Origin of the sequence: Streptomyces sp. NPDC057697 (assembly GCF_042799335.1) — a bacterium.
In the GTDB taxonomy this organism is placed as follows: Bacteria; Actinomycetota; Actinomycetes; order Streptomycetales; family Streptomycetaceae; genus Streptomyces.
This window is the reverse complement of the sequence record NZ_JBHVJA010000002.1, coordinates 715,378-733,849: the sequence shown is the minus strand read 5'-3', so window position 1 is coordinate 733,849 and position 18,472 is coordinate 715,378. Positions and strand designations below refer to the sequence as shown.

Annotated in this window: 19 protein-coding genes; 7 read left to right on the top strand and 12 right to left on the bottom strand. The window is 72.1% G+C overall.

Going from position 1 to position 18,472, the window contains the following annotated elements; genetic code table 11:
• Nucleotides 1–180 precede the first annotated feature (180 nt).
• The 7 genes from ACFVFH_RS08280 to ACFVFH_RS08250 all read right to left on the bottom strand — a co-directional run bounded on the left by ACFVFH_RS08280 (nt 181) and on the right by ACFVFH_RS08250 (nt 8,228).
• The gene (locus tag ACFVFH_RS08280; RefSeq protein WP_383765060.1) at nt 181–1,761 is read right to left on the bottom strand and encodes a dipeptide ABC transporter ATP-binding protein; all 1,581 of its coding nucleotides are present in this window, start codon (nt 1,759–1,761) and stop codon (nt 181–183) included.
• Nucleotides 1,758–2,747 (bottom strand): ABC transporter permease, encoded by a 990-nt coding sequence (locus tag ACFVFH_RS08275; RefSeq protein ID WP_383765058.1) that lies wholly within the window; start codon nt 2,745–2,747, stop codon nt 1,758–1,760. Before ACFVFH_RS08275 ends, ACFVFH_RS08280 begins: the two co-directional genes overlap by 4 nt.
• The gene (locus tag ACFVFH_RS08270) at nt 2,744–3,727 is read right to left on the bottom strand and encodes an ABC transporter permease (protein WP_383765056.1); all 984 of its coding nucleotides are present in this window, start codon (nt 3,725–3,727) and stop codon (nt 2,744–2,746) included. Before ACFVFH_RS08270 ends, ACFVFH_RS08275 begins: the two co-directional genes overlap by 4 nt.
• 2 nt (nt 3,728–3,729) lie before the next feature.
• On the bottom strand, nt 3,730–5,454 hold the full coding sequence (locus ACFVFH_RS08265; protein ID WP_383765054.1) for an ABC transporter substrate-binding protein: 1,725 nt from the start codon (nt 5,452–5,454) through the stop codon (nt 3,730–3,732).
• A gap of 223 nt (nt 5,455–5,677) precedes the next feature.
• Nucleotides 5,678–5,773 (bottom strand): Ms4533A family Cys-rich leader peptide, encoded by a 96-nt coding sequence (locus tag ACFVFH_RS08260; RefSeq protein WP_323180069.1) that lies wholly within the window; start codon nt 5,771–5,773, stop codon nt 5,678–5,680.
• 167 nt (nt 5,774–5,940) lie between these two features.
• Nucleotides 5,941–7,254: a DUF3152 domain-containing protein gene (locus ACFVFH_RS08255; protein WP_383765053.1), complete on the bottom strand. Its 1,314-nt coding sequence runs from the start codon at nt 7,252–7,254 to the stop codon at nt 5,941–5,943.
• A gap of 8 nt (nt 7,255–7,262) precedes the next feature.
• Nucleotides 7,263–8,228: an alpha/beta hydrolase gene (locus tag ACFVFH_RS08250; RefSeq protein WP_383765051.1), complete on the bottom strand. Its 966-nt coding sequence runs from the start codon at nt 8,226–8,228 to the stop codon at nt 7,263–7,265.
• Nucleotides 8,229–8,337: 109 nt separating this feature from the next.
• On the opposite strand from ACFVFH_RS08250, the gene ACFVFH_RS08245 reads away from it, so the two are divergent.
• The 4 genes from ACFVFH_RS08245 to ACFVFH_RS08230 all read left to right on the top strand — a co-directional run bounded on the left by ACFVFH_RS08245 (nt 8,338) and on the right by ACFVFH_RS08230 (nt 10,222).
• Nucleotides 8,338–8,553 carry a hypothetical protein gene (locus ACFVFH_RS08245; RefSeq protein WP_383765050.1) on the top strand — a complete coding sequence of 72 codons (216 nt, stop codon included), beginning with the start codon at nt 8,338–8,340 and terminating at the stop codon, nt 8,551–8,553.
• Nucleotides 8,554–8,721: 168 nt separating this feature from the next.
• Nucleotides 8,722–9,363: a TetR/AcrR family transcriptional regulator gene (locus ACFVFH_RS08240; RefSeq protein ID WP_018105511.1), complete on the top strand. Its 642-nt coding sequence runs from the start codon at nt 8,722–8,724 to the stop codon at nt 9,361–9,363.
• A 142-nt stretch (nt 9,364–9,505) separates the two neighbouring features.
• Entirely contained in the window at nt 9,506–9,733 is a 228-nt protein-coding gene (locus tag ACFVFH_RS08235) for a DUF3107 domain-containing protein (protein ID WP_161275723.1), read from the top strand.
• Between the two features lie 270 nt (nt 9,734–10,003).
• On the top strand, nt 10,004–10,222 hold the full coding sequence (locus ACFVFH_RS08230; RefSeq protein ID WP_383765585.1) for a hypothetical protein: 219 nt from the start codon (nt 10,004–10,006) through the stop codon (nt 10,220–10,222).
• 32 nt (nt 10,223–10,254) lie between these two features.
• Here ACFVFH_RS08230 and ACFVFH_RS08225 read toward each other — a convergent pair whose 3' ends face one another.
• A complete protein-coding gene (locus ACFVFH_RS08225; RefSeq protein ID WP_383765048.1) occupies nt 10,255–10,989 on the bottom strand; it encodes a ferritin-like fold-containing protein in 735 nt (244 codons plus the stop codon).
• Between the two features lie 484 nt (nt 10,990–11,473).
• On the opposite strand from ACFVFH_RS08225, the gene ACFVFH_RS08220 reads away from it, so the two are divergent.
• Nucleotides 11,474–13,321 carry a DEAD/DEAH box helicase gene (locus tag ACFVFH_RS08220; RefSeq protein ID WP_383765046.1) on the top strand — a complete coding sequence of 616 codons (1,848 nt, stop codon included), beginning with the start codon at nt 11,474–11,476 and terminating at the stop codon, nt 13,319–13,321.
• A gap of 506 nt (nt 13,322–13,827) precedes the next feature.
• Complete coding sequence (locus tag ACFVFH_RS08215; RefSeq protein ID WP_383765044.1) at nt 13,828–14,667, top strand: alpha/beta fold hydrolase; 840 nt, start codon at nt 13,828–13,830, stop codon at nt 14,665–14,667.
• A 22-nt stretch (nt 14,668–14,689) separates the two neighbouring features.
• On the opposite strand, the gene ACFVFH_RS08210 is transcribed toward ACFVFH_RS08215, so the two are convergent.
• Nucleotides 14,690–15,577 (bottom strand): NYN domain-containing protein, encoded by an 888-nt coding sequence (locus ACFVFH_RS08210; RefSeq protein WP_093549990.1) that lies wholly within the window; start codon nt 15,575–15,577, stop codon nt 14,690–14,692.
• A 221-nt stretch (nt 15,578–15,798) separates the two neighbouring features.
• Here ACFVFH_RS08210 and ACFVFH_RS08205 point away from each other — a divergent pair, with 221 nt between their 5' ends.
• Nucleotides 15,799–15,951 (top strand): hypothetical protein, encoded by a 153-nt coding sequence (locus ACFVFH_RS08205; RefSeq protein ID WP_167359504.1) that lies wholly within the window; start codon nt 15,799–15,801, stop codon nt 15,949–15,951.
• Between the two features lie 77 nt (nt 15,952–16,028).
• Here ACFVFH_RS08205 and ACFVFH_RS08200 read toward each other — a convergent pair whose 3' ends face one another.
• The 3 genes from ACFVFH_RS08200 to ACFVFH_RS08190 form a co-directional block, all read right to left on the bottom strand.
• Nucleotides 16,029–16,634, bottom strand: a complete 606-nt coding sequence (locus tag ACFVFH_RS08200) for a MarC family protein (RefSeq protein ID WP_329919578.1) — start codon at nt 16,632–16,634, stop codon at nt 16,029–16,031.
• A gap of 156 nt (nt 16,635–16,790) precedes the next feature.
• A complete protein-coding gene (locus ACFVFH_RS08195; RefSeq protein WP_383765042.1) occupies nt 16,791–17,657 on the bottom strand; it encodes a PHP domain-containing protein in 867 nt (288 codons plus the stop codon).
• A gap of 105 nt (nt 17,658–17,762) precedes the next feature.
• A complete protein-coding gene (locus ACFVFH_RS08190) occupies nt 17,763–18,401 on the bottom strand; it encodes a DUF6758 family protein (protein ID WP_383765040.1) in 639 nt (212 codons plus the stop codon).
• Between the last annotated feature and the right edge of the window lie 71 nt (nt 18,402–18,472).

Here is an 18,472-nt window from a genome sequence, read left to right as displayed (position 1 = left end):
CCTATCCCCCTTGGGGCGGCCCGCGTTTGTATGGCGGCCACACCGGGGCCCCCCCTTCCGCGTTTCCGCGGGTGGGGCGCGGGCGGGTTGACCGGCCCACCACCGAAAGGGGTGAACCGTCGTAACTTTCCCGACCTGGCAGCGTTCTGTCGCGCTATGAGAGGGGATGGTCACACAGGGTCAAGCGGCGGCCAGCTCCTTGCGCGCCGCGCGGCGCACCACCGCGAGCGCCGGATCGAGCGCGGGCACGGCCGCCAGGAGCTGCTTGGTGTACGGGTCCCGGGGGTTCCCGTACACCTCGTCCACCTCGCCCTCCTCGACGATCCGGCCCCGGCGCATCACGGCGACCCGGTCGCTGACCTGCCGTACGACGGCAAGGTCGTGCGCGATGAAGACCAGGGCGAGCCCCAGTTCCCGCTGGAGCTCCGCCAGCAGGGCGGTGACCTGGGCCTGGGTCGTCACGTCGAGTGCGGAGACCGCCTCGTCGCAGACGATCAGCTCCGGCTCGGCGGCCAGCGCGCGGGCGATCCCGACGCGTTGGCGCTGTCCCCCGCTGAACTCGTGCGGATAGCGGTCGTAGCTCTCCGGGTCGAGCCCGACCCGGGTCAGCAACTCCCGTACCCGGGCCCGGATCTGGGTCTCGTCGTGTTCCCCGGAGGCCCGCAGCGGGTCGGCGACCGACTCCCCGATCGAACGGCGCGGGTTGAGGGAGGAGACGGGGTCCTGGAAGACCATCTGCACCCGGGCCCCGCGGGTGAGCCGGCCCGAGGTGGGTTCCAGCAGCCCGACGAGCATCCGCCCGAGGGTGGTCTTGCCGCTGCCGCTCTCCCCGACGACGCCGAGGGTCTCGCCGCGCCGCACGGAGAGGGAGACCCCGTCGACGGCGGCGAGCGCGTTCCTCCCCCGGCCGAACACCTGCCGGACGTCGACGGCCTCGACGAGCGTCTCCCCGTCGTCGGCCGGTTTCGCCCCCGGGGAGGTCCGCGGCTCCGTCACCCGCGGGACCGCCGCCAGCAGCGCCCGCGTGTAGGACTCGCGCGGTGCCACCAGCACCTCGCCCACCGGCCCCCGTTCCACCGCCCGCCCCGACCGCATGACCAGCACCTCGTCGACCGACTCGGCCGCCACGCCCACGTCGTGCGTGACCAGCAGCAGCCCCATGCCCGTCTCGCGGCGCAGATCGTGCAGCAGGTCCAGGATCTGGGCCTGGACGGTGACGTCCAGGGCGGTCGTCGGCTCGTCGGCGATGAGCAGCTGGGGTTCGCAGGCCAGGGCCATCGCGATCAGCGCCCGCTGCCGCATCCCGCCGGAGAACTCGTGCGGCCTGGACCGTGAACGCCGTACCGCGTCGGGGATCCCGACCCGGTCCAGCACCTCCACCGCCCGTGCCCGCGCCGCCCGCCGGGAGGCCCGGTGGTGGACCCGGTACACCTCGGCGATCTGGTCGCCCACCGCGTAGTACGGGTCCAGCGAGGACAGCGGGTCCTGGAAGACCATCGCGGCCTTCGCGCCGCGCAGGGCCCTCAGCTCCGCGTCGTCCGCGGTGGTGACGTCGACCCCGGCGACCCGGACCGAGCCGCTCACCTTCGCGCCGGTCCCCCGGTGCAGGCCGAGCAGGGCGTACGCCGAGGCGCTCTTGCCGGAGCCGGACTCGCCGACCACGCCGAGCGCGCCGCCCGCCTCCAGCGAGAACGACAGCCCGTCCACCGCCCGCACCTCGCCGAACGAGATGGAGAGATCGGAGACTTCGACCAGGCTCATGCCAGTACCACCCGTCGGTCGGCCATCGCCTGGAGTATGTCCGCGACGGCATTGGCGAGGACCACGAAGAACCCGGTGACGAGCACCAGGCCGACGACCACCGGAAGGTCCACGTGCTTCACGGCGTCGACGAGTTCACGGCCGACCCCCGGGATCCCGAAGAGCGATTCGGTGAGGACGGCGCCGCCGAACATCGAGCCGATGTCCAGTGCGCCGAGCGCGATCACCGGCGCCAGCGCGCCGCGCAGCGCGTGCCGCCCCACGAGCGCCCGTTCGCCGACCCCGTACGCCCGGAAGGTGCGCACATGGTCCTCGGCCAGGGTCTCCAGCATCGAGGCCCGGGTCATCCGGGCGTACGGCGCGGCGGACACCAGGGCCAGCGAGATCCAGGGCAGCAGCAGGTTCCAGGCCCACTGCTCCGGGTCCTCGGTGAGCGGTACGTAGTCCGGGAACGGCAGGATCCGGAGCGCCGTCACCAGGATGATGATCAGCAGCAGTCCGATCACGAAGACCGGGGTCGCCATGCCGGCCAGGGTGATCCAGGTGAGGACGCGCTCGGTGAGCCGGCCGCGCCGCTGGACGGAGAGCAGCCCGGTGCCGACGCCGAGCAGCATCCACAGCACGAAGGCGCCGACCGCGAGCGAGGCGGTGGCCGGGAGCTTGGCCAGGATCAGCTCGGTGACCTGCTGGTCGCTCTGGTACGAGAGTCCCAGGCAGGGCGCCTGGCAGTGCAGCACCCCGGTGCCGGTCGAGTAGTCGCGGCCGGTGAAGAGCCCCTGGAGGAAGTGCCCGTACTGCGCGTACAGCGGGTCGCCCAGGTGCAGTTGTTCGCTGACCTGCGCCACCTGCGCGGGCGAGCAGCGCGGACCGCAGGCGATCTGCGCGACGTTGCCGGGCGCGACGTAGAAGGCCGCGTAGACGATGACGCTGAGGGCGAGCAGCACGAAGACCGCTCCGCCGAGGCGCCTGAGCAGGAACCACTTCACGCGGCGGCCTCCTTCTTCCGTCCGGTGCCGATCCGCAGCCGGGATTCGGCGCGCGGGTCGAGCGCGGTGCGTACGCCCTCGCCGAGGACGGTCAGCGCCAGCACGGTGACGAAGAGCAGCAGGGCGGGGATCAGCAGATAGGTGGGCGCGGCCTGGTACCAGGTGTCGGCGTCGCTGAGCATCTGTCCCCAGGAGGGCGTGGGCGGCTTGATGCCGACGCCGAGGAAGGACAGGGCCGCCTCGACGACGATGTTGGCCGGGAAGAGCAGCACCGCGTAGGTGATGACGGGGGCGGCCAGGGCGGGCAGCAGTTCGCGCCGGGCGATCTGCCAGGGGCCCCAGCCGCTGAGCCGGGCGGCCGCCACGTGGTCGCGCGATTTCAGCGAGAGGGTCTGGGCCCGCACGATCTTGGACGTTCCGGACCAGCCGACCAGGCCGATGATCACGGCGATCAGGACCGGGCGGGGGAAGCCGGTGGGGACGACGGCGAGCGCGCCGAGCGCGGTCACCATGACGGGCAGCGCGACCACGACGTCGGTGACCCGGCTGAGTGCCTGGTCGACGAAGCGGTTGCCGAGCCCGGCCGCGAGCCCGACGCCGACGCCGATGACCACCTGGAGCAGGGTGGCGGCGAGTGCGACGCCGAGCGAGACCCGGGCGCCGTACACGATGCGGGCGAACAGGTCGCGTCCGGTGAGCGGTTCGACGCCGAGCCAGTGCTCGGCGCTGATCCCGCCGAAGGAGCCGATGGGCACCCCGCCGGTGGCGGAGTCGACGAGTTCGGGGTGGTACGTGGTGGGGTCCTGGCCCTCGATGCCCGCGAGCAGCGGTGCGGCGAGTGCGGCCAGGACCAGCAGGGCGACGATCGCGGCCGCCACGAGGGCCGCGCGCCGGGCGCGCAGCCGCCGCCAGAAGGGACGGCCCCCGGAGGCGGGGGCCGCGAGGGCCCCCGCCTCCTCGGCCGGAGTTGCGAGTGCCATGGTTACTTGACCGCGACCTGCGAGATGTCGAGCACGCCGGTCCAGTCGCTGATCACGACGTTCTTGACGGCCTCGCCGTACAGGCGCTTGTAGACCGGGTGGAACAGCGGCACGGTCAGCGCCTGCTCACCGACCTTCTTGTCGAGCGCGCCCCAGCGCTTGGCAGCGGCCTCCAGATCGGTCAGCTTGTTGATCTCGTCGATCTCCTTGTTGACCGAGGGGTCGTTCAGCTGGCCGGAGTTGAAGTTGTAGCCGGACCTGACGATCTGGCGTCCGTCGAAGACCGGTGCGAAGAACGGGCCGCCGGACGGCCAGTCGGCGCCCCAGCCGCCGAGGAAGAAGCCGGGCTCGCTCTTCACGTTGTAGACCGTGTCGGAGTAGTCGTTGGACTCCAGGCCCCGCAGCTCGACGGTGATTCCGGCCTTCTTCAGCGCTTCCTGGAGCGCGGTGGCGATCTCCGGGCTGGTGGCGAAGTCCTTGTCGTTGGAGTGCGTGAGGGTGACGGTCAGCCCCTTGGGGTAACCGGCCTCCTTCAGCAGCTCCTTGGCCTTGGCGGGGTCGCCGCTCTTCCCGGCCGGGAAGTGGTCGTACGGCGTGTGGCCGAAGGCCGCCTGGTCGGGCAGGAAGGTGGTGGCGGGCTCGGCCAGCGAGGAGCCGCCGGCGGCGTTGACCACGGAGGAGCGGTCGACGGCGTACGCGATCGCCTGGCGCACCTTCGGGTTGTCGAAGGGCTTCACCTTAGGGTTGAAGGCGATGTAGTTGGTGTAGCCGAAGTGGCCGGTGCCGACGCGGGCGGCGAGCTTCTTGTCGCCGCTGACCTTGGCGAGCTCGGCCGGGCCCAGGTTGGTGTCGGTGGTGACGGCGGCGGCGTCGGCGCCCCGGGACGCGGACAGGCGCTGGTTGATGACGGCGGAGTCGAGGCCGGAGCGCACGTCGATCCGGTCGGGGTAGGCCTTGCGCTCCTCGTCGGTCTTCTCCGACCAGTGCGGATTGCGCTCCAGGATCAGCCGCTCGCCGTCGCCCTCGTTCTTGACGACCTTGTACGGGCCGGAGGAGACCGGGTGCTCCTCGTACTTGGTGCCGGTGTCCTTCGCCCTGGGCACCGGGGTGGTCTGGGTCTGCGTGGCCAGGAAGGGGAATTCGCCCTCCGGCTTGTTCAGGTGGAAGACGATCGTCCGGGCGTCGGGCGTCTCGATCGAGTCGAGGCCCTTCTTGTCCTTGTACGGGCCCTGGTAGTCGGCGCCGCCGATCAGCCAGTCGCGCAGATAGGGCGCACCGCCGGAGAGCTCGGCGGCGAAGGAACGCTCGATGCCGTACTTGATGTCGGCACTGGTGATGGCGGTGCCGTCCTCGTACTTCAGGCCCTCCTTGAGGGTGTACGTCCACACGGTGGCGTTCTTGCTCGGCGTGCCCAGGTCGGTCGCGAGGTCGGGGACGACCTTCGCACCGGCCGCGCCGTCCTCCCGGTTGCGGGTGGTGAGCGTGCGGAAGACCAGGGAGGGGACGTTGCCGCCGCCGGAGGTGTAGAGGCGCGCGGGGTCGAAGTCCTCCTGCGGCTTGCTGTTGAGGACGGTGAGGGTGCCGCCCTTCGCGGGCTTGCCCGCCGCGCCGGAGCCGCTGTCGCCGCCCTTGTTGTCCTCGGGCCCGCAGGCCGCGGCGCCCGCGGCCACGACGAGTACTGCGGTGGCCGCTGCCACGCGGCGCGATATGACGGACGGTTGACGCATCGGAAGATGACCTCTCGGATGTACTGCCTGAAAAAACGGACGGAAGGATTCCGCGCAGGCGACGACGAGAGCGGGTGCACAGGGCGGTCGGCGGGTGGGAAGGCCGACGGGACACACCGAACTGCCGCGTCTGCGGGCGAAGTGCGCCCGGCGCGGCGGTCATGCGTGGCGGACCCGGCCCCTCAGGGACCGGACCGCGGGCGGACGCGCGCTCGGGCAGGCGTCAGCAACAGTGGATGTCGGCGACACTGTGCCCGGTCACACCGATGAGCGCCAGCTCTATGACTGCGCGATCGGGGAGGACGGGGCCGTGTGACATGTCGAGAAATATGGATCACCGCCCAGGGGATGTCAACGCGAATTGAGACAGCGATCTCACCATGCGGACGACTTCTGGATACGGGTCCACCCGGCACGGGTACGTGCGGGAGGCGCGGCGCGCCCGGGAGGCGGCCCGCTCCCTCCGCGGGCCCGCCCCGTACTCCATCAACTCGGCGGGTACACCCAGGCGTTGGGCCGGCACTTGATCCCGTCGATGTTCAGCGACTTGGTCTGCTGCTGCATCACCGGGGCGAGCGTGCCGGGCGTGCGGCAACTCACATGGTTGTGCCCCAGCCGGTGACCGACCTCATGGTTGATCAGCATCTGGCGGTAGGCGAAGAGTTTGTCCGGTCCGAAGGTCGACGACCCCTGGGCCCAGCGGTAGGCGTTGATCATGACGCGCTCGGTCGCCGCGGAGTCGCAGCTGACGTTGTCCACCGTGGTGTCCAGACCCGACTTCTCGCACCACACTCCGGTGGTTCCCGGGCTGGCCAGGGTGATCACGAAGTCGGGGTCGTCGGTGGAGACCCGCTCGAACGTCATCGCCCCGTCGTGCGCCCAGCTGCGGTCGTCGTTGAGCGTCTCCTGGACGGCCCTGGCGAAGAGCGCGGCGTCGAGGCCGAGCCCCTTCTCGACGTCGATCCGGTAGCGGTACTTGTGTCCCCGGCCCGGGGCCTTCGCCGTGCCCGGAACCGGCTCGAACTTCCCGGACGCCTTCAGGTCCGCGGCGAGCGGATAGGGCTTGGCCATCTTCTGGGCGTACGAGAGCGGCTTGACCCGCACCGGCTGCGGGGTCGGCCGGTCGTCGGAGCGGGAGGCGCCGTCCGGGCCGCGTCCGTCGACGCCCGCGCCCTGCGCGGCGGTGCTGCCGCCGCCGTTGTCCTGGGTGACCTGCCCGGCCACGACCACCGCGAGCACGGTGGTCACCGCGGCGGCTGCGATCCCGGTGAAGGTACGCCCCCGGAACCCCTTGCCGTCCCGGCCGTCCTTCTCCTCCTCGGCCGCGGGGCCGTCGGCGTCACGGGGCGGGGCCTCCTCCCCGTCGGCGACGGGGGTGCGCGGACCGGCCGGGCGGGCGGGCGGTACGGAGGGCCCGCGCGGGGCGGAGGGAGCGTCGAAGGCTTCGACGAACTCGCGCCGCGGTCCCGGTATCAGCGGCCGGGTGCCGGTCTGCTCCCGCGGTCCGGGCGGTGTCTGCCGCGCCCCGGGCCCGCGGTCCTCGGCGCGCGGCTGGGGGCCGGTGCCCCAGCCGCCGCCGGGTTCACGCTGTTCGGGATGGCCGCCGCGGACGTGTCCGGCCTGCTGGAACGGGGCGTGCCCCTCGGGTCCGTCCGGTCCGCCGGGCGCGTCCGCCGCTCTCCGGCGCCGACCGGTGCCGGGGCCGGGCGACCGGGCTCCCTCGCGGTCGCCGCCCGCGGCGTCGGGCGTCTCGATGTCGGGCCCCGAAGGTTTGGGCCCCTTTCGGCTGTGTCGTCCCACGCCCCGGATCAGCTCCCGCCGCGTTCGTCGAGCAGTTCCCGGAAGGCCTGGGCGACCGCCTCCGGATACTCCATCATCGCCACGTGCCCCGCGTCGGGCAGGGTCAGCAGCCGCGCGTCGCGGAAGGCGGCGGACGCCTTGCGCGCCATACGGTACGAGACGAGCTGGTCCCGTCCCCCGTACACGAGCTGGGTCGGAGCGAGCACCCGCTCGGCCTGGCGCCACAGTCCGTGCTGACCGCCGAGCGTGTACGCATCGACAATGCCACGTGCCGAGCGCGCCATCGCATCCCAGAAGTACGGCAGCTCCATCCGGCGTTCCATTTCGGCCACCGCCGCGCGGAAGCCCGATTCGGAGACGCGCGCGGGGTCGCCGTAACAGAGCGCCATCACTCCGCGGGTGCGGTCCTCCGCCGACCAGTCCCTGGTCATCCGGGCGAACAGGCCCGCGATACCGGGCACGGCGAGCAGCCCGGTCGGCACGGCGGAGCGCTGCACCCGGATCTCGGGGAGCGCGGGCGAGACGAGGGTGAGGGTGCGCACCAGGTCGGGACGGACCGCGGCGACCCGGGTGGCGACGGCACCACCGAGCGAATTGCCGAACAGGTGTACCGGCCCCCGCTCCTCCGCGTCGAGGAACCGGATCACCGCGCGGGCGTGCCCGGTGACCGAATAGTTTCCGTCGTCCGGCGGGGGCGAGTCGCCGAAACCGGGGAGGTCGACCGCTTCGCCGTCCACCACGTCCTGGAGCAGCGGCATCAGCGCCGACCAGTTCTGCGAGGAGCCGCCGAGCCCGTGCACATAGAGGGCGGGCGGCAGCCCGGTCCGCTCCGGCGGCCGGGAGCGGACGGTCAGCGTCAGTCCGGGCAGCGCGACGGAGCGCAGCTCCTCCCCCTCCGCGGCCCCGACGGCGCTCACCGCCGGGGACACCGCGGCGGCGACGGCACGGACTCCCGGCAGTTCGGTCGAAGACATGCGGCAATGTTACGAGACGATCACACCCCGGCTCATGTGTTCGCCGTCACAGACCGCGTAGCGGCCCGCGGGCACAGCTCCTACGCTCGAAGCAAGGAAGGGAGTCACCATGACGGTCGACCCCAGTGACCCGGAGACCTTCGAGGACATCCAGCCGGACGAGCCGGACGAGGAGACGCCCCGGGCGGACGCCGCCGAGCAGCGGGCCGATCTCCAGCAGCGGCGCGACGAGCCGCTCACGGACCGCGACCAGGACAGCGCCGACGAGGCCGACGCGGCGGAACAGGCCCGCGTCGTGACACAGGATGAGGACGATTACCGCTGATACAAACTGCTTTGTCCCGATGGCCGCGGAACCTGCGGCTACCGCAGCCGTCCGGTCCATGAAATTCTGCGTCCGCGCCGCGCACTCCCGGGTTACCCAAAAGTACGATGGCTGTACGGCGCAGCGTGCACGGAAAGGCTGTGTTCGATCACAAATTTGGGAGGCGGCGTGACAGCCATCGAGCAGACCGAGGCGGCGCGCCCGCGGGGCACTCGCCTGCCTCGCCGCGCCCGACGCAATCAGCTGCTGGGCGCCGCGCAGGAAGTCTTCGTGGCGCAGGGCTACCACTCCGCCGCGATGGACGACATCGCCGAGCGGGCCGGAGTCAGCAAGCCGGTGCTCTACCAGCACTTCCCCGGCAAGCTGGAGCTCTATCTGGCCCTTCTCGACCAGCACTGCGAGTCGCTCCTCCAGGCGGTCCGCACGGCCCTGGCGTCGACCACCGACAACAAGCTCCGGGTCGCCGCGACGATGGACGCGTACTTCGCGTACGTCGAGGACGAGGGCGGCGCCTTCCGGCTGGTCTTCGAGTCCGACCTGACCAACGAACCCGCGGTGCGCGAGCGCGTCGACCGGGTGTCCCTCCAGTGCGCGGAGGCGATCTCCGACGTGATCGCCGGGGACACGGGACTGTCCAAGGACGAGTCCATGCTGCTCGCGGTCGGCCTGGGCGGCGTCTCCCAGGTGGTCGCCCGCTACTGGCTCTCCAGCCGGTCCGCCATTCCGCGCGACACGGCGGTCCAGCTCCTCACCTCCCTGGCCTGGCGCGGCATCGCGGGCTTCCCGCTGCACGGCATCGATCAGCACTGACGCGGGCCGCCCGGCGCGGCCGCCGTCCGTGTTCGCTGCGGGCGTTGCCCACCGGCCGCTGACGGCCCCCCTCAGCGGGCTAATGTGTGCTGGGTACGGCGCGGCTCACCGCGCAGGGACTGACCGTCGGAGGGACATAGCCGTGGAGGTCAAGATCGGGGTGCAGCACACGCCCCGGGAGATCGTTCTGGAGAGCGGGCTTTCCGCCGAAGAGGTCGAGAGCACGGTCGCCGAGGCTCTCGGCGGTAAGGCGCAGCTGCTCAGCCTCACGGACGAGAAGGGCCGCAAGGTCCTGGTGCCGGCCGACCGGATCGCTTACGTGGAGATCGGCGAGCCCAGCACGCGCCGCGTGGGGTTCGGCGCGCTGTAGGCAGCACGCTCCGAGCAGTGACCGCGGCAGCGGCCCGGTGGGATTCCCACCGGGCCGCTGCCCGTTTCCGCGGCCGGTACCGCCGTCGTGACGGCGCGGGACACCCGAACATGCGATTCCGGTGCAAACCCCGCCCGAAGGAGGGTTGCGTTCCGTATCCCTCGGGTAGTACCGCTATCGACCGCACCACCCGCCCCGCAACTCGCGAGGTGATCCCCTGTGATCCTGGAACCACTCGGCTCCGTCGTGCTCGGACTCGCCCTCGCCTGGATGGCGCTCCGCTCCCTGCCGGACCGGCTGCCGTCCCGCCGTGCCGTTCTGACCACCGGCGCCCTGGGAGGCCTGTTCGGCGCGTTTCTCATGCACTCGGTGCTGGGACCGGGCCATGTCGTGGCCACCCTGGTCGGCGCGGTGCTGATCGGGGCCGTGACGCTCTCCCTGCTGGTCCGCCCCCGCAGCCACCGGCTGAGCCGATCAGCGGCGGCCTGAGGCCGGCCCGGCGGCCGGCCCCGGCGAGCCGGCTACGCGGCCAGTCCGAGCGCGGCCATCCGCTTGGTGTGCGCCTCGGTGATCCGCGAGAACATCCGCCCCACCTCCGCCAGGTCGAAGCCGTCCGCCACGCCTCCGACGAGCATCGTCGACAGCGCGTCGCGGTCGGCCACCACCCGCTGCGCCTGGGAGAGCGCCTCGCCCATCAGCCGGCGCGCCCACAGCGCGAGCCGGCCGCCGACGCGCGGCTCCGCCTCGATCGCGGCGCGCACCTTCTCCACGGCGAAGTTCCCGTGCCCGGTGTCGTCGAGCACGGCGAGGACCAGCGAGCGGGTGTCCGAGTCGAGCCGGACCGCGACCTCGCGGTAGAAGTCACTGGCGATCGAGTCGCCGACGTACGCCTTGACCAGGCCCTCCAGCCAGTCCGACGGGGCGGTCTGGCGGTGGAAGTCGTCGAGCGCCCTGGCGAACGGCTCCATCGCCCCGGTGGGCTCCACCTCGATCGCGGTCAGCCGGTCGGTGAGCCGTTCGAAGTGATGGAATTCGGCGGAGGCCATCTTCGCCAGCTCCGCCTTGTCGGCCAGCGTCGGGGCGAGTTTGGCGTCCTCGGCGAGCCGCTCGAAGGCCGCCAGCTCCCCGTACGCGAGTGCTCCCAGCAGGTCCACGACCGCTGCCCGGTACTGCGGCTCCACGGACGCGGTGGCCCAGTCCTGGGCGGCGATCCCGGTGGGCGCGGGGGTTTCAGTGGCGTTGTCAGGCGTCTCCATGGAGCGCAGAATAGCCCGCCCGGCGGGGGACGGAGGGGCCCGGTCAGCCAGTGACATCACACCGTTCCGATGAATTCGCCCAACACACATGCGCGAATCCGGGGTACAGTGGTATTGCGCCTACTGAGTATTTTGGATGTGCCAGTGGCGTGAAAATGGTGAAAACGAATGAGGATGCCCGGTCGGTGGCCCGATCGGCTCCGACCCGACAGCCCTCCACGCGGGGCGTACGACACGTACGACCGCAGATGAGGGGCCCCCTCAGCGGCACGAGCGCTCGAGCGACGGCAGTGGTCCCGCGCCACCCGGCCCATCCACGGCCGGATGACCAACCCCGGCACGGTACGACCCCCAGCGTTCGCCTCGGGCCGCGTCTCACAGAAGAGGCAGCACCCTGACTACGTTTCGTGAACTCGGGATTCTTCCCGAGACGGCCGAGGCCCTTGAGGCCGTCGGCATTGTGTCCCCGTTCCCCATCCAGGAGATGACGCTCCCCGTCGCGCTCTCCGGCTCCGATGTCATCGGCCAGGCCAAGACCGGCACCGGCAAGACCCTCGGTTTCGGTCTGCCGCTGCTGGAGCGCGTCACCGTCCCCGCGGACGTCGAGGCCGGCCGGGCCGGGCCCGAGAAGCTGACCGAGGCGCCGCAGGCGCTCGTCGTCGTCCCCACCCGTGAGCTGTGCCAGCAGGTCACCAACGACCTCCTGACCGCGGGCAAGGTGCGCAATGTGCGCGTGCTCGCGATCTACGGCGGCCGGGCGTACGAGCCGCAGGTCGAGGCCCTGAAGAAGGGCGTCGACGTGATCGTCGGCACCCCGGGCCGTCTGCTCGACCTGGCCGGACAGCGCAAGCTCGACCTGTCGCACGTCCGCGCGCTGGTGCTCGACGAGGCCGACGAGATGCTCGACCTGGGCTTCCTGCCCGACGTCGAGAAGATCATCACGATGCTTCCGCCGAAGCGCCAGACGATGCTGTTCTCGGCGACCATGCCGGGCGCCGTCATCGGCCTGGCCCGCCGCTACATGTCGCAGCCGACGCACATCCGCGCCACCTCGCCCGACGGCGAGGGCGCGACCGTCGCGAACATCTCGCAGCACGTCTTCCGGGCCCACTCGATGGACAAGCCGGAGATGGTCTCCCGCATCCTCCAGGCCAACGGCCGGGGGCTGGCGATGATCTTCTGCCGCACCAAGCGCACGGCGGCCGACATCGCCGAGCAGCTGGAGAAGCGCGGCTTCGCCTCCGGCGCGGTCCACGGCGACCTCGGCCAGGGCGCCCGCGAACAGGCGCTGCGTGCCTTCCGCAACGGCAAGGTGGACGTGCTCGTCTGCACCGACGTCGCGGCCCGCGGTATCGATGTCGAGGGTGTGACCCACGTCATCAACTACCAGTCGCCGGAGGACGAGAAGACGTACCTCCACCGCATCGGCCGGACCGGCCGCGCGGGCGCCAAGGGCATCGCGATCACGCTGGTCGACTGGGACGACATCCCGCGCTGGCAGCTGATCAACAAGGCGCTCGACCTCAAGTTCAACGACCCGGTCGAGACCTACTCCACCTCGCCGCACCTCTTCGAGGAGCTCGACATCCCGGCCGGCACCAAGGGTGTCCTGCCGCGCGCCGAGCGGACCCGCGCGGGTCTGCGGGCCGAGGAGATCGAGGACCTCGGCGAGACCGGCGGCCGCGGCCGCAAGGCCGCCGCCCCGGCGCCCGCCGTCCGCGAGGAACGCGCGCCGCGCACGCCGCGTCAGCGCCGTCGCACCCGGGGCGGCTCCGCCGTCCAGGAGGCGCCCGCCGCCGCCACGGTGCCGTCCCCGGCCCTCGAGGCCACCGACGCCCCGGCGGAGCCGCGCACGCCGCGCCGTCGTCGCCGTACCCGCGTCGGCGCGCCGGAAGCCGCGGCCGAGGCCGTGCTGAACACGGTGGAGGCCGTGGTCGAGGTCACCGTCGAGCCGAAGGCCGACAAGGCCCCTGCCGAGGAGGCGCCCGCGGCCGAGACGAAGCCGCGCCGCCGCCGCGCCCGCGTGGTCAAGCCGGTCGAGGACGAGGTCGACTTCCAGATCGCGCCCATCTCCGAGCCGGTGGCCGAGACCCGGACGGTGACCAAGCCGCGTCGCCGCGCCCGCGTCGTCAAGCCGGTCGAGGACGAGGTCGACTTCCAGATCGCGCCCATCTCCGAGCCGGTGAGCGAGACCAAGCCGCGCCGTCGCACCCGTGCGGCCGCCAAGCCGAAGACGGAGGTCGCGGCCGAGGCTCCGGCCGCCGCCGAGGGCGAGGCCAAGCCGCGCAGGCGCCGTGCGCCGCGTGCGACCGCCGCCAAGACCGAAGGCTGAGCCCCACACCCACCGCTCAGCGGAACGAACGCCGGACGGGCCCGAGGAAACCCTCGGGCCCGTCCGGCGTCCGGGCGCTTCCCCCGCCGCCGTCCGGCGTCCGGGCCTTCCCCCCCCGCCGTCCGGCGTTCGGGCTCTCTCCCCGCCGACATCCGCCGTCCAGGCGCCGTACCCTCCACCCGTCCGGCCCCGCCCGCCCCTCCCGCGTCCGGGCTCTTCGTCGTTCGTCCGGCGTACGGGGGGCGCTCCCCCTGCGGTCCTCCGGCATCCAGGCCTTCCCCCCGCCGTCCTCCGGCATCCAGGCCTTCCCCCCGCCGGCCGGCGTCCGGGCACCTCCCCCACCGACATCCGGCGTCCCGCCTCTTCCACGTCGTCGCCCGGCACCCGACACCCGGCGCCCTCCCGCTCCGCCCCTCCGGGCGCCGCCCCCGCCCGTCCGGCCCCGCCCGCCCCTCCGGGGCTCCTCCCCCTCTGCCCGTCCGGGGCGCACGGCATAACCTCGTCCCATGAGCCGGCCGCACAGCTTCACCCCGCCCCCCTGCGCCCACGCCCGCCAGCTGCGCACCTCGCGCGGCGACTTCGCCGTGCTGGACGCCTCGCCGCCCGGCGCCGTGCGCGCCACCGCCCTCCTGCTGCCCGGGTACACGGGGAGCAAGGAGGACTTCATGGCGCTCCTCGAACCGCTCTCGGCCGCCGGGTACCGGACCGTCGCCGTGGACGGCCGGGGTCAGTACGAGACCGAGGGGACCGACCGCCAGGAGAGCTACGCCCAGGGTGAGTTGGCCCTCGACGTGCTCGCCCAGGCCGACGCCCTCGACGTGGGCCCCGTCCATCTGCTGGGACACTCGCTCGGCGGGCAGATCGCCCGCGCCGCCGTACTGCTCGACGCCGCGCCGTTCCGTTCGCTGACGCTCATGTCGTCGGGGCCCGCCGAGATCGTCGAGGCGCAGCAGCTCAAGGTGAAGGTGCTCAGCGACGCGCTCGCGACGCTGAGCATGGCCAGGGTCTGGGAGGCGATGCGCGCCCTCGACCCGCCCGAGGAGGCGGCGACGGACGGGGACGCGCTGCGCCGCCGCTGGCTGCGCCACCGGCCCGCCCAGCTGATCGCCACCGGCCGTCAGCTGATGACCGAGACGGACCGGGTGGCCGAGCTCGCCGCCCTGCCGCTGCCGGTCCATGTGCTCTCCGGCGAGCGCGACGACACCTGGCCGGTGCCGCTGCTCGACGAGATGGCCCAGCGGCTCGGCGCGCACCGCACCCGGATCGCCGGCGCCGAGCACTCCCCCAACACGGACCGCCCGAAGGAGACGGCGGCCGCCCTCGCCGCGTTCTGGGACGGCCTGTAGGCGGGCGCGGCCGCCAAGGGGCTCAGTACTGCGACTGGAGGTGCTGCCAGAATCCGTCGCGCAGCGCGCGGCGCAGGTGCGCGTGGCCGCGCAGCGAGTGCTGGAGCAGCCGTTCGGCCTCGACCAGCAGGTCCTGGTCGACGGAGCCCGGCAGATACGGGTGGCCGGGCAGCAGGTCGGCGAGGGACTCGCGGCCCCGGGCGGCCAGCCAGGCCGCGGCGATCTGCGCACCGACGAAGCGGACGTCCTCGCGCGCGGGCGCGGGGGTGTCGTCCTCGTAGGTGGTGACGGGGCGTCTGGTGACGTACGGGCGGCAGAAGTCCAGGTCGAAGGTGCGCTGGCTGTCGACCTCCCAGAGCAGCGGTTCGGCCTGGTTGCGCCCCTCCCCCGCCTCGATGCCCCAGAGGTGCACCCGGGCCCCGTACCCCTGCGCCGCCTCGACGGCCGACACCAGGTCCTCGTCGCCGCCCACGAGCGCGGCGTCGCTGATCGCGCGGTGCCGGGCGAGGGATTCGAGGTCGGTGCGGATGAGCGAGTCCACGCCCTTCTGCTGGTTGTTGGCGTTGAGGTTGCCGAGTCTGACCTTGACGTCGGGGAGTTCGGCGATGGACTGCTGCTCGACGGTGTGGATGCGCCGCCGGGCTCCGTCGTACCAGTACACGCGCAACAGCCTGCTGTCCGCGAAGATCGTCCGGGCCTTGTCGATGAAGGCCTCGATCAGCCCTTCCGCGTCGAGGTCGAAGGAGCGCCGGTCCTCGGTGCCGGTGACGAGCAGTCCGGCCGCGGCGTACACATAGCCCGCGTCCACGAAGATCGCGTGGGTCGAAGGGGTCTTCGACACCTCGGCGAGCATGCGCTGGAGCAGCTCATTGGTGCGGTCCAGGCGTTCGTGGATCTCTGCCTCGTTCATTCGGGCCTCGTCGTGGACCTCGTCGCCCGCGCCTGCTCGGTGACCTGCTGATACTTAGACATCCAAAAAATTTCCTTAGCGTAGGGAATGTTTGCCTGGAGCAAGCCGTTGTACCTCCTGTGGAGCACAGGACAGGGATGTCCGGTGCTCTCATCCTTGCGGACGGGTCATCCGTCCTCCCAGTAGTTCTCCAGCAGGAGGATCAGACGAAGGGAAGCCATATGCGCTTCGAGATCATGCGACTCGACGATGTCGACGGTACCGCCGTGGACAGCACCGTCGTGGACGCCGCCTCCGTCAACCGGATCGTGCAGCAGGCCGCAGCCATAGGCCAGCGCATCTATATCCGCCCGGCCGACACCTCGGCTTCGTAACGCGGTACGACGCACAAAGACGAAGCGCCCCCGTACGGAAGTTCCGTACGGGGGCGCTGTGGTGTCCGCGGGTGCCGTCAGGCGTTCTGGATGACCTGGGTGACACCGTTGATGATCTGCTGCACGGCGATGGCGGACAGCATCATCCCGGCGAGCCTGGTCACCAGCACCACGCCGCCGTCCTTGATGACCCGGATGATCAGCAGCGAGTAGCGCATGGTCAGCCACAGCACGATGTGCATGGCGATGATCGCCGACCAGACCGATATCTGGCTGCCCACGCTGTCGGCGTGCTGCACCGCCAGGATCACCGAGACGATCGCCCCGGGCCCGGCGAGCAGCGGCATGCCCAGCGGTACGAGGGCCACGTTGACGTCCTTGGTCTGCGTCGGCTCGTCGGTCTTGCCGGTCAGCAGATCGAGCGCGATCAGCAGCAGGAGCAGTCCGCCCGCGATCATCAGGGCGGGCACGGAGACATGCAGGTAGTCGAGGATCTGCTGGCCGAGCAGACCGAAGACGGCGATCACGCCGAAGGCGACGGCGACCGCCTGGAGCGCCATCCTGCGCTGCATCTTGGCGGGGCGGCCGGCGGTGAGCGCGAGGAAGATCGGGGTGATCCCGGGGGGATCCATAATCACAAAAAGCGTGAGAAAAAGGGATCCGAAGACAGCGACGTCGAACACAGTGAGCCTTGCGAGAAGAGAGAACGAGCAGAGGGGAACGGCCTGGAGGAGCGCACCCCCGAGCCATGACGGCGGGCCGGGTGCGCGGAAACGGAAGCGGAAGGCGGGCGGCGGTGGGCGTACGGGGTCCGTGCTCCGGCCCTGTCGCGCGCGTCGTTACACGGGGCGGGGTCCGCCGGCCCCCGGCACCGGGAAGGCCCCCGTGGCGCGCCGGGTGATCTCGCCGTAGATCTCGGGGTTGGTGGTCCACTCGCCGAGGCCGACGGTCTTGCGGCTGCCGTGGTAGTCGCTGGACCCGGTCGTCAGCAGGCCCAGGTCACGGGCGAGCCCGCGCAGCGCGGCCCTGGTCGGCTCGTCGTGGTCCATGTGGTCGACCTCGATGCCGTCGAGGCCGGCGGCGGCGAGCCGCGCCATCGAGGACTCGGGCACCACCTCGCCGCGCTTGGCGGCGGCCGGGTGGGCGAAGACGGTGACGCCGCCGGCGGCCTTGACCAGCCGGATCGCGTCGAAGGGGTCGAGTTCGTACTTCTCGGCGTAGGCGCGGCCGCCGTCCGCGAGCCACTGCGGCGTGAAGGCGTCGGAGACGGTCTCGACGACGCCGAGCTCGACCAGCGCGGTGGCGATGTGCGGCCTGCCGACCGATCCGTCCCCGGCGATCCTCTCGACCTGCTCCCACTCGACGGGCACGCCGAGGTCCTGGAGCTTGCGCACCATGGTCCGGGCGCGCGGCACCCGGTCGTCGCGGACGAGTTCGCGGGCGCGGGCCAGCTCGGGCTCGTCGGGGTCGAAGAGGTACGCCAGCATGTGCAGGCCCACGCCGTCGATCCGGCAGGAGAGCTCGGCGCCGGTGACGAGGGTGAGGCCCTGCGGGAGGGCGGCGATCGCCGCGGCGTGGCCGCGCACGGTGTCGTGGTCGGTGAGCGCGACGACGTCCAGGCCCGCGGCGGCGGCGTTGCGCACCAGCTCCGCGGGGGTGTCCGTGCCGTCCGACGCGGTGGAGTGGGTGTGCAGGTCGATGCGCACGACGCGTACTCCAGTGCTCGGGCCGGACAGGGGGACATCCACAGGATAACCGGCATTCGAGCGGTGCCCGGCCGGGCACGGGGGCCCCGGGGGCGGGGGCGGGCCTCAGTCGAGCAGGCGCGGTGTGAGCGCCCCGCACGGCACGAGGTCCATCTCTCCCCCGGCCTCGCGGAGATCGGCGAGCACCAGCTCGTCGTACATCAGGAGTCCGGACTGCTCGGGCCAGACGATCGCCCAGAGCCAGAGGCCGCGCGCCTCGCCCGCGAAGACCGCGCGGTCGGCGGGGACCCCCTTGACGTTCCAGAGCGGGGTGGGGCGTCCGGCGGCGAGCATCTTGACGTCCGGCGGGCCGTCGACGTCCAGGTGGGGGCCGGGGTCGGGGCCCTCGATCCCGGCGTAGCGCGCGCCGAGCCCGACGCCGAGCTCCTCGGTGACGAGCAGCAGCTCACCGATGCCGCCGACGGGGCCGGGGCCGGAGCAGGCGACGGCGGTGGCCCGGCCTCCGCTGCGGTCGTCGCCCGCGCTCACCACTCCGGTGAAGAGCCAGCCCACCGGGAGCGGCCAGGGCATCCACACCGGGACCTGGGCGCGGCTCACCACCACCCCCAGCGCTTCCACGCTGGGCGGGACCACCGGCTGAAGCGGCTGGACGCTGCCGTGCACGGCGCACTGCCAGGTGTCGGCGAACAGACCGGGCGCCCTGACCCGGCCTCCGCACTTCGGGCAACTGGGTTCGCCCCTCATAGCGACCAACGGTCCTCCAGGACCGTCGCCGCGTCAAGGAAGATCACCCGTCCGCAGCGCGGCCCTCACCA